The organism is Nocardia sp. NPDC056564, assembly GCF_042793755.1.
Taxonomy (GTDB): Bacteria; Actinomycetota; Actinomycetes; order Mycobacteriales; family Mycobacteriaceae; genus Nocardia.
The window spans coordinates 19,890-33,188 of the sequence record NZ_JBHTUR010000009.1 but is presented as its reverse complement, the minus strand read 5'-3'; the positions used below and the strand labels follow the sequence as shown (position 1 = coordinate 33,188).

13 protein-coding genes are annotated in these 13,299 nt (G+C 68.9%); 8 read left to right on the top strand and 5 right to left on the bottom strand.

The window, feature by feature from the left end; translation table 11 throughout:
- Positions 1-373: 373 nt before the first annotated feature.
- Entirely contained in the window at positions 374-1,336 is a 963-nt protein-coding gene (locus tag ACFQ9K_RS22640; RefSeq protein ID WP_378720375.1) for an alpha/beta hydrolase, read from the top strand.
- A gap of 50 nt (positions 1,337-1,386) precedes the next feature.
- Here ACFQ9K_RS22640 and ACFQ9K_RS22635 read toward each other — a convergent pair whose 3' ends face one another.
- Together ACFQ9K_RS22635 and ACFQ9K_RS22630 are read right to left on the bottom strand one after the other, a co-directional pair.
- A complete protein-coding gene (locus tag ACFQ9K_RS22635) occupies positions 1,387-2,130 on the bottom strand; it encodes an arylmalonate decarboxylase (RefSeq protein WP_378720374.1) in 744 nt (247 codons plus the stop codon).
- Positions 2,127-2,696: a TetR/AcrR family transcriptional regulator gene (locus tag ACFQ9K_RS22630; protein WP_378720373.1), complete on the bottom strand. Its 570-nt coding sequence runs from the start codon at positions 2,694-2,696 to the stop codon at positions 2,127-2,129. Before ACFQ9K_RS22630 ends, ACFQ9K_RS22635 begins: the two co-directional genes overlap by 4 nt.
- Positions 2,697-2,777: 81 nt before the next feature.
- Between ACFQ9K_RS22630 and ACFQ9K_RS22625 the strand changes: the two genes are divergently transcribed.
- The gene (locus ACFQ9K_RS22625) at positions 2,778-3,671 is read left to right on the top strand and encodes a DUF4437 domain-containing protein (protein ID WP_378720372.1); all 894 of its coding nucleotides are present in this window, start codon (positions 2,778-2,780) and stop codon (positions 3,669-3,671) included.
- Here ACFQ9K_RS22625 and ACFQ9K_RS22620 read toward each other — a convergent pair.
- The gene (locus ACFQ9K_RS22620; protein WP_378720371.1) at positions 3,665-5,140 is read right to left on the bottom strand and encodes a dihydroorotase family protein; all 1,476 of its coding nucleotides are present in this window, start codon (positions 5,138-5,140) and stop codon (positions 3,665-3,667) included. The two genes, ACFQ9K_RS22625 and ACFQ9K_RS22620, sit on opposite strands and share 7 nt — an antisense overlap.
- A 137-nt stretch (positions 5,141-5,277) precedes the next feature.
- Between ACFQ9K_RS22620 and ACFQ9K_RS22615 the strand changes: the two genes are divergently transcribed.
- Genes ACFQ9K_RS22615 through ACFQ9K_RS22605 form a run of 3 tightly spaced genes read left to right on the top strand, consistent with a single transcriptional unit; the run spans position 5,278 to position 8,734 of the window.
- Entirely contained in the window at positions 5,278-6,468 is a 1,191-nt protein-coding gene (locus ACFQ9K_RS22615) for a CaiB/BaiF CoA transferase family protein (RefSeq protein WP_378720370.1), read from the top strand.
- Positions 6,465-7,331 (top strand): cyclase family protein, encoded by an 867-nt coding sequence (locus ACFQ9K_RS22610; RefSeq protein ID WP_378720369.1) that lies wholly within the window; start codon positions 6,465-6,467, stop codon positions 7,329-7,331. Before ACFQ9K_RS22615 ends, ACFQ9K_RS22610 begins: the two co-directional genes overlap by 4 nt.
- On the top strand, positions 7,328-8,734 hold the full coding sequence (locus ACFQ9K_RS22605; protein ID WP_378720368.1) for an MmgE/PrpD family protein: 1,407 nt from the start codon (positions 7,328-7,330) through the stop codon (positions 8,732-8,734). The genes ACFQ9K_RS22610 and ACFQ9K_RS22605 overlap by 4 nt, the downstream gene beginning before the upstream one ends.
- A 4-nt stretch (positions 8,735-8,738) precedes the next feature.
- On the opposite strand, the gene ACFQ9K_RS22600 is transcribed toward ACFQ9K_RS22605, so the two are convergent.
- Positions 8,739-9,683 (bottom strand): hydroxymethylglutaryl-CoA lyase, encoded by a 945-nt coding sequence (locus ACFQ9K_RS22600; RefSeq protein WP_378720367.1) that lies wholly within the window; start codon positions 9,681-9,683, stop codon positions 8,739-8,741.
- A gap of 83 nt (positions 9,684-9,766) precedes the next feature.
- Between ACFQ9K_RS22600 and ACFQ9K_RS22595 the strand changes: the two genes are divergently transcribed.
- Genes ACFQ9K_RS22595 through ACFQ9K_RS22585 form a run of 3 tightly spaced genes read left to right on the top strand, consistent with a single transcriptional unit; the run spans position 9,767 to position 12,399 of the window.
- Positions 9,767-10,981: a CaiB/BaiF CoA transferase family protein gene (locus ACFQ9K_RS22595; protein WP_378720366.1), complete on the top strand. Its 1,215-nt coding sequence runs from the start codon at positions 9,767-9,769 to the stop codon at positions 10,979-10,981.
- Positions 10,982-10,995: 14 nt separating this feature from the next.
- Positions 10,996-11,676: an isochorismatase family protein gene (locus ACFQ9K_RS22590; RefSeq protein WP_378720365.1), complete on the top strand. Its 681-nt coding sequence runs from the start codon at positions 10,996-10,998 to the stop codon at positions 11,674-11,676.
- 15 nt (positions 11,677-11,691) lie between these two features.
- Positions 11,692-12,399: a hypothetical protein gene (locus ACFQ9K_RS22585; RefSeq protein WP_378720363.1), complete on the top strand. Its 708-nt coding sequence runs from the start codon at positions 11,692-11,694 to the stop codon at positions 12,397-12,399.
- Positions 12,400-12,412: 13 nt separating this feature from the next.
- Here the strand turns inward: ACFQ9K_RS22585 and ACFQ9K_RS22580 are convergent, their stop codons facing one another.
- A complete protein-coding gene (locus ACFQ9K_RS22580) occupies positions 12,413-13,198 on the bottom strand; it encodes an IclR family transcriptional regulator (protein WP_378983535.1) in 786 nt (261 codons plus the stop codon).
- Positions 13,199-13,299 lie beyond the last annotated feature (101 nt).

Genomic DNA, 13,299 nt, shown 5'->3' with positions numbered 1-13,299 from the left:
AAAGCAGAATTACGAAGGCCCATGGTGGTCGGGTTGACCGCCGGAGTACAGCACTGAGTCCGCCCATCGGACCGGCCGTCGGCCGGCTGCGCCGGTCGCCACCGCGATCGACTGGGGACAACGGACCCGTCGCCGGGGCTTTCCTCGCGGTATCGGCTCGTCTACAGCCGGGCACCTGCGCGGCAATACCGTTGTGGCCCTGAGTAGTTGGGCATTCGTCGAAACAGAGCAACCGTGTGCGGCACACACTTGCCGGGACTCGGCAGAGGACGATCTCCCCAGTCGCGTGCCTTGACTCTGCGGGCTACCGAGTCACAGATTTGGTTTCCGGGAGACGAAACACCGTTTCCCATTGTGAAACACCGGAGTTACGTTGAACATCCATCGCCTGCTGGTCGCGATCGGCGTGGTCGCCGCCGCCACCGCATTCACCATTCCCACCGCGACCGCCGATTCCGCGGTCACCAAGGTGGAGAACACCGTCGAAATCCGCTGCGCCTTCACCACTTTGCGGCAGAGCAGCGACTGGTATTTCCCCGCGGGGACGCCCAAGGCACTGCTGTGGCTGCAACACGGCTTCGCCAGCGCCAACGACTCGGTCGAGGACACCGCGAAAAAGTTCTCGGCCCAGGGCTTCCTGGTATTCGCACCGACCCTGCCGACGGCGAACACGTTCGGCTGCACGCTGGAGAACCTGGGCAACAACACCAACTTCCTGCACAACGTGGCCGATCTGTTCGGTAAGGCCGCAGACCCGGGCGACAAGCTCGGCCGCAGCTTCGCCGACGCGAAGAACAAGGCGAAACGCCCGGAGCTCACCCTCCCGAAAACCATGGTCTTCGCCGGACATTCGGCCGGCGGCGAGGTCGTTCCCTACGTGGCCCAGGCGCTACGTGCCGACTACTCCGCGGCGTTCGCCTCGGTGCGCGGCCTCATCCTGTTCGATCCGGTCAAAAGCTTCGTCGGCAACAACCTCGGCAGCGCGCTGAACCACCTGAGCAACACCGCGCTGCCGATCCTGGCCATCGCTTCCCCGCCCTACACCTGCAACCGCAACGGCAGCGGCACCGCCGAGTTGATCGCGCAGATCCACCGGCCGTTCCTCGGCGTCCGGCTCACCAGCGGATCGCACATCGATGTCGAGGCATCGAGCGCACCCGCCCCGGACAAGGTCGCCTGCGGCACCCCGCAGGCGAAGAACGTCTCCGCACTGCAAACGCTGTCGGTCGCCTGGGCCGGTGATTTCGTCTCCGGCAAGACCAGCGCCGACTACTACCCCGGCGGCGCCTATTACGAAACTCAGCATTCCGCCGGAACCGTGCAGACGCTGCCTTGACCACCTCGGATACGTTGACGGCCATCGGTTTCCGGTGGCCGTCGCCGAGGTCAGTGTGCGCCCAGCAATTGCCCGGCTCCGTGGACCTGATCGTCGAGCCCGTGCTCGCGCAGCGCGTGCCAGAGCGTGGCGGCGTTGATCGCGAGGACGGGTTTGCCGAGTTCGCGTTCCAGTTGGTCCGCGAGTCCGACGAACGAGAGGTTGGTGCCGACCTGGACGATCGCCTCGACGTCCGGGCCGTCGATCGCGGCGACCACCTCCCGCAGCCGGGCCGTGCCGACCCGGGCGATGTCCATGGCGGTCGGGCAGCGCAGTCCGGTGATCGCGCCGACGTCGAAACCAGCCTCGGTGAAGAACCGGCCCACCTCGACGTCGGCGACCGGCTGATACGGCGAGAAGACCGCGATGCGACGGCAATCGAGTTCACGCAGGGCGGCGCGGCAGGAACTCGCGCCGGTGGTCACGGGCAATCCGGTGCGGTCGCGGAGTCGCTGCTCGAAGGCCGCGTTCCCGGCGACCCCGCCCCAGAACGTCTCGGCGGACATGCCCATGACCAGCCGATCGGGTTCGGCGGTGAGCACATCGCGCACCGCGGTGTCGATCGAGGCGCGGATCTGTCCCAGCAGCGCATGGAAGTCGTCGTCGTTGCCCATCACCGGATCCGGGATGTACATCGAGCCGGCGCGATAGGCCACACCGGACAATCCGGCCCGCCAATAGTCGTGTTCGACAACGGTATTCGTGCTCGGCACGATCACACCGAAGACGCCCCGGGGGCCGACCGCGTTGGTCATCGGCTCGCGCCGACCCGCCGGGCCAGCACATCGTCGACCGCGCGGTGGGCTCGCGCCCGTCCGGCGGATCGGTCCAGCAGCAGCGTATCGACGAGCAGCGGCGAGACGATCGCCATGGCCGCCTCATCGACCATGTCGTCGTCGGTGACACCGACCGCGCGAACCGACCTGCGGATCGGCGCGAGCAGATCCAGGACGTAGCGTTGCCGCAGCGGCACGCATTCCGAATCGGCCGACGAGGCGGTCACCAGCGCGCGCAGGAACGCGCCGACCGGCTTGTCCCGCAGTCGATCACAGAGCAGGTCTACTTCGGCGCGCAGGTCGGCGACCGGATCGCCGCTCGGTTCCGCCGACGGATGCGGCGCGACCGAGATCAAGGCGGCGAGAACGTCGCGCGGGGTCGGCCAGTGGCGGTAGATCGTGGTCCGGGCGACGCCGGTGACCGCGTGCAGGCACTGTGGCGTCAACGCCGAACCCCCTTCGGTCAGCACAAGATCCAAGGCTGCGGTCAACACGATCTCCTCGGTGTCGGCGGCGGGGCCGACCGGGCGTCCTGGCTTGCTCACCCAATAAACGATACATCTTGTTTTGAATATTAATAACCAGTACATTCTGTATCGTTATTATCGCTCGCCCAAGGAGGGCTCATGCGTCCACATGTCGAACTCATCGATGAACGCGATCTGATCCAGCACCCCGCCGAGTTCCAGCACGCCACCGGCGATGCCGAACAGCGCAACCTCAGCTACGACGAGGAGGACGGATCCGCCTCGCTCAAGGTCCGGTTCACCAGCGATTGGTCGCGACCGGCCGGCGTGCACCAGGCCGAGACCGAATGGTTCGTCCTGTCCGGGCAGGTCACCATCGGCGACACCGTACTCGGTCCCGAAGGCTTCTGGATGGCGCCGAAAGGTGTATGGACACCGCCGATTTCGGTCGTCGCCGACACCGAGATCCTGCTGTTCCGCGAAGGCGGAGACCACGGGTTCGAGCCTGCCGACGGTGACCGCGACTTCGTCCGCGACGACCAGGAACTGGTCGTGCTCGACACCGCGGCGATGCCGTGGATCGACGTGCAGGACGGCAGCCCGATGCGCTTCGATCTCGGCGGCACTCCGGTCCCCGGGCTCTATATCAAGCTCCTGCATCGTGATCGGGAGACCGGCTTCTACACCCGCCTGATCAAGGCCAAGCCGGGCTGGCGCGAAGAACCCCTGGCGCACCACCCGTGCAGCGAGGAGGCCTACTGCCTCGACGGCGGATTCGACTACAACTTCGGAAAGATGTGGCCCGGAACGTATTTCTGGCGCCCCGCGCGTATTCGCCACGGCGACTTCACCGCCGACGCGGAGCGCGGCTGCACGTGGATCGTTCGCTCCGATGCCGACCTCGTGGACTGGTACACCGACAACGCCAAGATCGAGGTGTCCGGCACGCCGACGAACTGGGGCCCGGACCTGCCGCACAGCGTGGCCCCGCGCCCGGTCGAACCGGTCCGCTCACGCTCCGTCGGACAGTGGGCCGACCCCACCTATCAGTAGTCGCCGGTGCGCGCGGCCGGGCCACGACGAAGATACCGGCCGTGCGCACCCCCGCGCACCTCACCGTCCTGGACAATGTGGTGGCCGCGCAGGAACACATCGGTGACCGCGGCATTCATCTCGAAGCCTTCGAACGGCGTGTATTCCTGGGCGGATTCGGAAGCCGCCGCCCGCACCGTCCAGCGCGCGGCGGGATCGATGAGCACGATGTCGGCGTCGAACCCCACCGCGATGTTTCCCTTCCGGGGCAGCCCGTAGCGCCGGGCCGGATTCGCGGCGGTCAGGCCGGCGATCCGGCCCAACGGCAGGCCGCGTTTCAATCCCTCGCCGACCAGGCCGGGCAGCAGATACTCCGCGCCGCCGAACCCGGATTTGGCCAGGAACACGTCGTCGCGGTCGGCGTCGAACTTCTGCTCGTCCCGGCAGCACGCGTGATCGCTGACCACCCAGTCGATGTCACCGGCCAGCAGGTGCCGCCACAGCGCCTCCACGTCGGAGCGCTCGCGCAACGGCGGATTCACCTTGCCGCCGATGCCGTGCGCGGTGTCGACGTCGGCGAGCAGATGGCCGATGGTGACCTCCCGGCGAAAGTTCACCCGCGGGAAGGCTTTTGCCATCGTCAACGCGGCCTCGACGGCCTTGGCCGAGGACAGGTGGAGCAGGTTGATGTCGGCCAGTCCCGTCTCGTGCGCGAGATAGGACGCGATGGTGATCGCCAGCCCCTCGGAATGCGCTGGGCGCGAGGCACTGTAGGCGCGTAATCCGCTCTGGGTGCCGTCCCGTTCGACCAACGCCGTGTAGGCCGCCATGATCTCGGCGGTCTCGCAGTGCAGCGACAACGAGAGGTGCGCGCCGAATCGTTCGCGGGCGCGCTGGATTCCACGCATCACGAACTCGAAGTGGGCCAGGTCGTAACGCTCGTCCGGCGGGATCATCAGGAACTCGGACTGATCCGACGATCGGCCGTGCAGCCCGTGGCCGCCGTAGAACATGAAGATCTTGAACGAGGTTATGCCGAATTCCTCCACCAGATAAGGGATTTCGCCGATATGCTGGGCGGTCATCGGCGCCAGATGCAGGCCGTAGTCGACCGACGAACGGCCCGCCATCCGGTCGAGCACCTCGGGTACGAAGTCACGATACGCACCACCACGGTTCAGGTAGTAGCGGCCGGTCCGCAGATAACTCAGCGACGTGGTGACCCCGCCCTGCGCGCAGGCGCGGCTTTCGCTTTCGGTGTCGGCGGCGAGTTCCCGGTAGATGCCCCAGTGTTGGTGCGCGTCGACGACGCCGGGAAAGGCGAGCAGACCCCGCGCGTCGACCACCCGCGTCCGCGCGCCTGCGGGCAGTTCCGGGCCGATCGCCTCGATCGCGCCCGCCGAGACGGCGATGTCGAGCGGTTCGGGGTGCTCCGGCGACGTGTCCCCCGCGCGGACGACGCGGGCATTGCGGATCAGGAGTTCGGGCACGACACCCTCCAGTTTCTCTATACGAAACGCTGTTTCCAATTTGCCGATCTTCGCAGTACGATGCGCTGGTAGTCAACGCCGCGGCGGCGCACCGGTGTTTCGGTGCGGGAAACAGATTGCGGCGCAAGGGAGGACCGATGACGCCGCAGCCGCTGGCCGGGATCCGCGTACTCGACATCGCGACACTGTTCGCCGGCCCGCTGGCGGCCACGTTGCTCGCCGATTTCGGCGCCGAGGTCATCAAGATCGAGCATCCGACCGGCGATCCGGTGCGTGGCCACGGCGCGCAGCGCGCCGGGACCGGACTGTGGTGGAAGCTGCTCGGCCGCGGTAAGCAGTCGGTGACGCTGTATCTCGGCGCACCGCGCGGCCAGGAGATCTTCCGCCGCATGGTCGCCGACGCCGACGTCGTGATCGAGAACTTCCGCCCCGGCACCCTGGAACGGTGGGGCCTCGGCTATCCCGAACTGCGCGCGCTCAATCCGCGGCTGGTCCTGGCCAGGGTCACCGGATTCGGCCAGTTCGGACCGTATGCCCGGCGTCCCGGCTTCGGCACCCTCGCCGAGGCGATGAGCGGATTCGCCGCCGTGACCGGCGAGCCGGACGGGCCGCCGACCCTGCCGCCGTTCGGGCTCGCCGACGGAATCGCCGCGTTGACCACGGCTTTCGCGATCATGACCGCGTTGCGGGCGCGCGAGCGCGACGGCGCCGGCCAGCAGATCGATCTGGCCATCATCGAACCGATCCTCACCCTGCTCGGCCCGCAGATCATCGCCTACGACCAACTCGGCGAACTGCAGCCGCGCATGGGCAACCGATCCTCGAACAACGCCCCGCGCAACACCTATCGCACCGCCGACGGCGGCTGGGTCGCGGTCTCGACCAGCGCGCAATCGGTGGCCGAACGGGTCCTGTGGCTGGTCGGACGCCCCGACCTGATCGAGCGGCCCTGGTTCGCCACCGGGGCCGAACGAGCCGCGCACGCCGACGAATTGGATGCCGCGGTCGGCGCCTGGATCGGCAGGCACAGCACCGAGGAGGTGCTGACCGCGTTCGACAAGGCCGAGGCCGCGGTAGCGCCGATCTACACGGCGGCCGATGTGTTCACCGACCCGCAGTTCCAGGCCCTCGGCTCGATCATCGCGCTGCCCGACGCCGAACTCGGCCAGGTGCGCATGCAGAACATCCTGTTCCGGCTGTCCGACACGCCGGGCGAAATACGCTGGACCGGACCGCCTTTGGGCGCCCATACCGCCGAAGTGCTGGCACGTTACGGGGTCGACGAGGCCGGGCTGGCCGAACTGCGGGCCGCCGGGGTGATCCGATGACCGGCGCCGAACCCATCCGGGACCAGCACGCACCCGGTCCGGACGCGGACGACCGCGATCCACTGATCACCGCGGTTCGCGGCGACCTGCGACTGATCGAGTTGGGCCAGCCGTTCTTCACCGGGATGCCGTGCTCGCCGAACCATCCCGGCTTCCGCATGACCCTGGCGCGCAGGCACGGCGACACGGTCCGCCCGGACGGCGGTTCGGCCGCCAACGAGATCATCGTCACCGGCGGCCATGTCGGCACCCACATCGACGCCCTCAGCCATGTCAGCCACCACGGCGCACTGCACGGCGGCGTCGACGCGCAGGAGGCCCAGCGCGGCGGCAGCTTTCGCACCCACGGCGCCGAGCACCTGCCCGGCCTGCTCCGCCGCGGCGTACTGCTCGATATCGCCCGGCTGCACGAGGTCGACACGCTGCCCGGCGGTTACGAGATCACCCCGCACGATCTGGAGACGGCGGCCAGGCAGGCGGGAGTCCGGGTGGGCACCGGCGACGTCGTGCTCATCCGGACGGGCTGGTCCCGACTGTTCGGCGAGCCGAATGCGTACCTGGGCGCGGAAACCGGCGTGCCGGGACTCGGTGTCCAGGCGGCGCACTGGCTCGGCGTTCGCGATGTGATCGCGACCGGTGCGGATACCACCGCCTACGAGTGCATTCCGCCCGGCGAGGGACACCGCGTCCTGCCGGTGCACCGGGTGCTGCTGGTGGAGTTCGGCATCTACATCATCGAACATCTCGCGCTGGAGCAACTCGCCGCGAGCGGCCTGCGCGAATTCGCCTTCCTGCTCGCCCCCTTGCGCATCGTCGGCGGCACCGGCTCCCCGGTGCGCCCGCTCGCGGCGGTGAGCCGATGAGCCGGGCCACGATCGTCGAGCGGCTGGCCGCCTTCGCCGTCTCCGTTCGCGACGGCGGCCTCGACGACGAACTACGCGCCGACGCCGCCCGACGCGTCCTCGACGTGCTGGGCAACAGCGTGGCCGCGCTCGGCACGCCGGCCGCCGCCGCGGTCGCCGGGGTGGTCGAGGAATGGGGCGGCACGCCGCAGTCGACAACCCTCGGGCGCACCGGTCGGCGGCCCGCCGCGAGCGCCGCGCTACTCAACGGAACCCTCGCGCACGCACTGGATTTCGACGACACCCACCTGCCGTCGGTGCTGCACCCTTCGGCGACGGTGGTTCCGGCCGCCCTCGCCGTCGCCGAGTCGACAAACGCCCGCGGCACCGCCCTGCTCGACGCCGTCGCGGTAGGGGTGGAGATCGCGGTCCGCGTCGGCATGGCCGGATATGACGCCGCACTGGGCAATTCGATCTTCTTCGACCGCGGACTGCACGCGACCGCGATCTGCGGCACGCTCGGCGGAGCCGCCGCCGCGGCGATGCTGGCCGGAGCCGACGCGGCGGTGGTCGGGCACGCGCTCGGCATCGCGGCGAGCATGGGCTCGGGACTGCTGGAAGCCAACCGCACCGGTGGGACAGTGAAACGCGTGCACTGCGGCTGGGCCGCGCATGCCGCGGTGGTCGCGGCCCAACTCGCGTGCGCCGGGCTGACCGGGCCGCCGACCGTGTTCGAGGGGAGATTCGGTCTGCTCCAGGCGTTCTGCGGGGAACGGAGCTCTCCGGCCGCGATCGTCGACGGCCTCGGCGCGCGGTGGGAATTGCCTGCGGTGTTCTTCAAGCCCTATCCCTGCAACCATTTCACCCACGCGGGCATCGATGCCGCACTGCGGATGCGGGCCGTGGGCGTCACCGCCGAGAACATCGAGCGGCTCGAACTCGGTGCGCCGACCGCCGTGCTGCGCACCATCGCCGAACCGCGGGCGGACAAGATTCGTCCGAGATCCGGTTACCACGCGGCGTTTTCCGGCCCGTACACGGTGGCCGCCGCACTGCTCGGCGGCGGCGGTCTCGGCGTCTTCCACCAGGACTTCACCGACCGGGCGGCCGCTGACCCGCAACGGCTCGCCCTGGCCGCGCGCCTCACCTGCGTGGCCGACGCCCGGTGCGACGCCATATTTCCGCACCAGTTCCCCGCCGTGCTCACCGCCTGGCTGCGCGACGGGCGCGTGCGCACCGAACGGGTGGAGGTGAACCGCGGCGGTCCCGGTAATCCGCTGTCCGGCGACGAACTCGCCACCAAATTTCGGCTCAACACCGAGCGGGTGCTGTCCGGGAGCCGCATCGATCGGATCACCGAGACGGTGCTGAATCTCGCTGGACAACCGAATCTGGTCGAGCTCATGGCGCTGCTGCGAACCTGATCGATCAGCGAGCCGGGAACAGACCGGCCCGGCCGAGCAGCGCGGGCGCCGGCTTGCCGAGCAATTCGCCCAGCCACACACCGGTTTCGATCACCGGCTCGATCCGCACACCGGTCTCGACGCCCATCCGGTCCAGGGTGTACAGGACGTCCTCAGTGGCGATATTCCCGGTCGCCGCCGGCGCGAAGGGACAGCCCCCGATACCGCCGGTGCTGGTGTCGAGCACTCGGACGCCGGCCTCCAGGGCCGCTATCGCATTGGCGTAGCCGGTATTTCGCGTGTTGTGAAAATGGCATCGCAGGGTGGTGTCCGGCGCGATCCGCGCCGCGCCTGCGGCCAGCCCCCGCACCCGATCCGGGGTGCCGACGCCGATCGTGTCGGCCAGCGCGATCTCGTCGGGCTCCGCCTCGGCGACCCGGCGAACCAGGTCCAGCACAGTGGCTTCGGGCACCTCCCCGGCGAACGGACAGCCGAATGCCGCCGCGATCGTCACCGTGCGCGACAGCCCCGCTTCCCGCGCCCTGGCCGCCAACCTCGCCCACCGCTCGACCCCCTGCGCGGTCGTGCAGCCCTGATTACGCATGCTGAACGAATCCGTCGCCACCACAACCACATTGATCTCATCGACGCCGGCCGCCAGCGCCCGGTCCAGGCCGCGCTCGTTGACGATCAGGCCCGCGTAGGACACGCCATCGCCCCGGGGAACACCGGCCATGACCGCCTCCGCGGCCGCCATCTGCGGCACTCTCCGCGGATCGACGAAGCTGACCGCCTCGATCCGGCGCACACCTGCGTCGACGCTGCGCCGTACCAGGCGAATCTTGTCCGCCACCGACACGATCGCCGATTCGTTCTGCAAGCCGTCTCTCGGTGCGACCTCGACCAACGTGACCTTCACTGCCCCTCCATCGTTTCCCGCCTTGCGCCTTTGTTTCACTGAGGGATACATTGTATCCACTTTCGCCGATCGTGATCCGCCCATCGCGAAATCGACAGGGGCGTCCGGGTGCGCAACAGGATGGAGACTGCGGGATGGCCGCCGAAGCGACGAAATCAACAGGGCCGCTTGCTGATCTGCGGGTGATCGAGATGGGGCAGCTGCTCGCCGGCCCGTTCTGCGGTCAGCTGCTCGGCGATTTCGGCGCCGAGGTGATCAAGCTGGAATCCCCCGGCACGGGCGATCCGATGCGCCAGTGGGGCCGCGACCAGTCGCAGGGCAAGTCCCTGTGGTGGCCGGTCGTGGCCAGGAACAAGAAGTCGGTGACCTGCAACCTGCGCGAACCCGCCGGGCAGCGGCTGGCGCGGCGGCTGATCGGGCACGCCGACATCGTCATCGAGAACTTCCGGCCCGGCACCATGGAACGCTGGGGTCTCGGCTTCGATCGACTGCGCGCGGACAACCCCGGACTGATCATGACCCGCGTCACCGGATACGGCCAGACCGGACCGTACGCGCCGCGCGCCGGATACGGCTCGATCGGCGAGGCCATGGGCGGAATCCGCTATGTCACCGGCGATCCCGACCATCCACCGGCCAGAACCGGAATTTCCCTCGGCGATTCGCTCGCCGCGGTGTTCGCCACCATCGGCACCCTGGCGGCGGTGCACCATCGGGCCACTACCGGTCGCGGTCAGATGGTGGACTCGGCCATCTACGAGGCGGTGCTGGCCATGATGGAATCACTGTTGCCCGAATGGGCGATCACCGGATATCAGCGTGAACGCACCGGATCGGTGCTACCGAATGTCGCCCCCAGCAACGTCTATCCCACCGCGGGCGGCGAGATGATCCTGGTCGCGGCCAACCAGGACACCGTCTTCGCCCGGCTGGCCGAGGCCATGGGCCGTCCCGAACTCGCTAGCGACGCACGGTATTCCACCCACATCGCGCGCGGCGCCCGGATGGCCGAACTCGATGACCTGATCGGCGCGTGGACCGCGACCGTCGAGACCGACCGGCTGCTCGAGCGGTTGCACACCGCCGGCGTGCCCGCCGGGCGGATCTTCACCGCGCGCGACATGTTCGCCGACCCGCATTTCGCCGCCCGCGAGGCCATCGTCCGGCTCGCTCACCCGGAGTTCGGCGAGCTGCCGATGCACAACGTGTTCCCGAAGCTGAGCGAAACCCCCGGCGGCATCCGGCATCCCGGCCCCGAACTCGGCGAGCACAACCGGGACGTGTACGGCGGCCTGCTCGAGCTCGACACCGACGCCATCGGGCAGCTCGCCGCCGACGGCGTCATCTGAGGAGACGATCACCGATGACCGAGCGCGCCGCCGACTACCGCCGCTCCGGCTACAGCGCCCGCCTCGGCGCGGGACACTCCCCCGCCGTGCTGGTGGTGGACATCTGCGCGGCCTATCTCGCCGACGGCTCCCCGCTGCGCGCGCCGGTCGCCGCCGCCGTGCGGGCCGCCGCCGAAATCGTCGCGCAAGCAAGGCGTTCCGGGCTCCCGGTGATCTTCACCCGGGTGCGCTTCGAGCCCGGCGGCCCCGACGGCGGGCTGTTCCGCCGCAAGGTGCCCGCACTGCGCGTCTTCGAGGCGGGCAACCCGCTCGGCGACTTTCTCGACGATCCGGCTCCGGCACCCGGCGACCTGGTGATCACCAAGCAGTACCCCAGCGCCTTTCACGCCACCGCGCTGGCCGCGACGCTGGCCGCCGAGCGGATCGACACGCTCGTCATCGTCGGCCTCACCACCAGCGGATGCGTGCGCGCGTCCGCGACCGACGCGCTGCAGCACGGCTTCCGGCCGCTGGTCGTCGCCGACGCCTGCGGCGATCGAGCCGCCCCGCTGCACGAGGCCAGCCTGCTCGATCTCGACATCAAATACGCCGACGTGCTGAGCCTGGACGAAGCCCTCGCGGTCTTGCGTGCGGCCACCGCCGACGACCGGCCACGACCGACCTCCGAGACCACCGCAGACGCGGAACTCGCTTAGCGACAAGGGGATTCCATGGGTCAACACCCGCACGGCTGGTGGATCGTGCTGCACCTGGTGCTGTTCGTGTTCTGGCTCGGCGGCGACCTCGGCGTGTTCTATTCCAGCCGGTTCGTGATCGATCCCGAGCTCAGCCCCTCGGCCAGGGCGACGGCGCTGGCGATCATGAGCGGCTTGGACCTCGGCCCCAAGGTCTGCCTGGTCCTGTTCCTGCCCAGCGGTGTCACGCTGATGGCCTTGGCGCCGCACGGTGCGACGCTGTTCGGGATCGACCTGTTCCCCTGGTGGTTCGTGGTCCTGGTCTGGCTGTTCGGCGCCGGATGGCTGACCACGACCGTGCTCACGCACCGCACGCACGGCCGTCTCGTCTCGGTCCGGCGCGCAGATCTGTTCATCCGGTTCGCGGTGATCGCCGTGCTGGCCGGTACCGGCGGCTACGCCCTGCTGGCGCACGATCCGTTCGGCGTGCCGACCAACCCACGCTGGCTCGGCGCCAAGATCCTGCTGTACACGGTCGCCGTCGCGGCCGGCCTCGGCATCCGAATGACGTTGCGCCCCTTCGGTCCCGCGTTCGGCACCCTGATGACCGAAGGGTCGAGCGAGCCCGTCGAGCGCACCCTGCGGCGCAGCGTCGACGGCTGCCTGCCCTACGTGTGGCTGATCTGGGGCAGCGTGCTCGCCGCCGCCGCGCTGGGGGTGCTCAAACCCGGGGCGCGATTGTGAGCCCCCGCCCCGGTTATGGCGTGTAACCCAACTGCGCCGATACCGCACCGGCCGCTTTCCGCAGCATCGGGACACACTCGTCCATCCGCGGCTGGAATCGCGACAGCGGCCCGCACACGCTGATCGCGGCGACGACGCCGCCGTCGTGGTCGAGGATCGGCGCGGCGATGGAGGCCGCGCCGATCTGCCGCTCCCCCAGCGAAATCGCGTAACCACGCTTCTTGGTGGCGGTCAGCTCGGTGCGCAACTTGCGCACCGAGGTGATCGTCGCGTCGGTGAACGCGGTCAGCTCGTGCCTGCCGAGGTACTCGTCGATCTCGTCCTTGCGCAGCAGCGCCAGGATCACCTTCGAGGAACTGCCCGCGTACAGCGGATACGGCACACCGAGGGCGACCTCCATGCGCAATTCCTGTTCCGGCACAACCTGATCCACGTACATCCTGGTGTCGCCGCGGCGGATCGAGAGGGTGGCGGTCTCCCCCGTCACCGAGGCCAGCCTGCGCAGCTCCGGCGCGGCCATCACCCGGAGGTCGGTGCGCGCAAGGTACGCCCGGCCGAGCGCGATGGCGGCATGCCCGAGTGCGTAACGGCGCGTAGCGGGTTCGAACGCGATGAGGTCGCGATTGCGCAGCGCCGTGAGGATGCGGTGCACCGCGGCCTTGGTGATGCCCAGCTCGGTGGCGATCTCGGTGACGCCGAGATCGGCCCGGCCGCTGCGGCCGAACAACAGCAGCACATCCATGGCCCGTTCGACCGCGGCGATCGACCGGCTCTGGTTGTCGGATTCGGTTTCGGACACGCCCCGAGTGTAAGCGGTGTATTTCCCGATGGGAAACACCATCGCCGTCTGCGTTCCGCTTGCGTCACGCCGAGGTCGAGCGTTACGGTGTGCGTAACAGT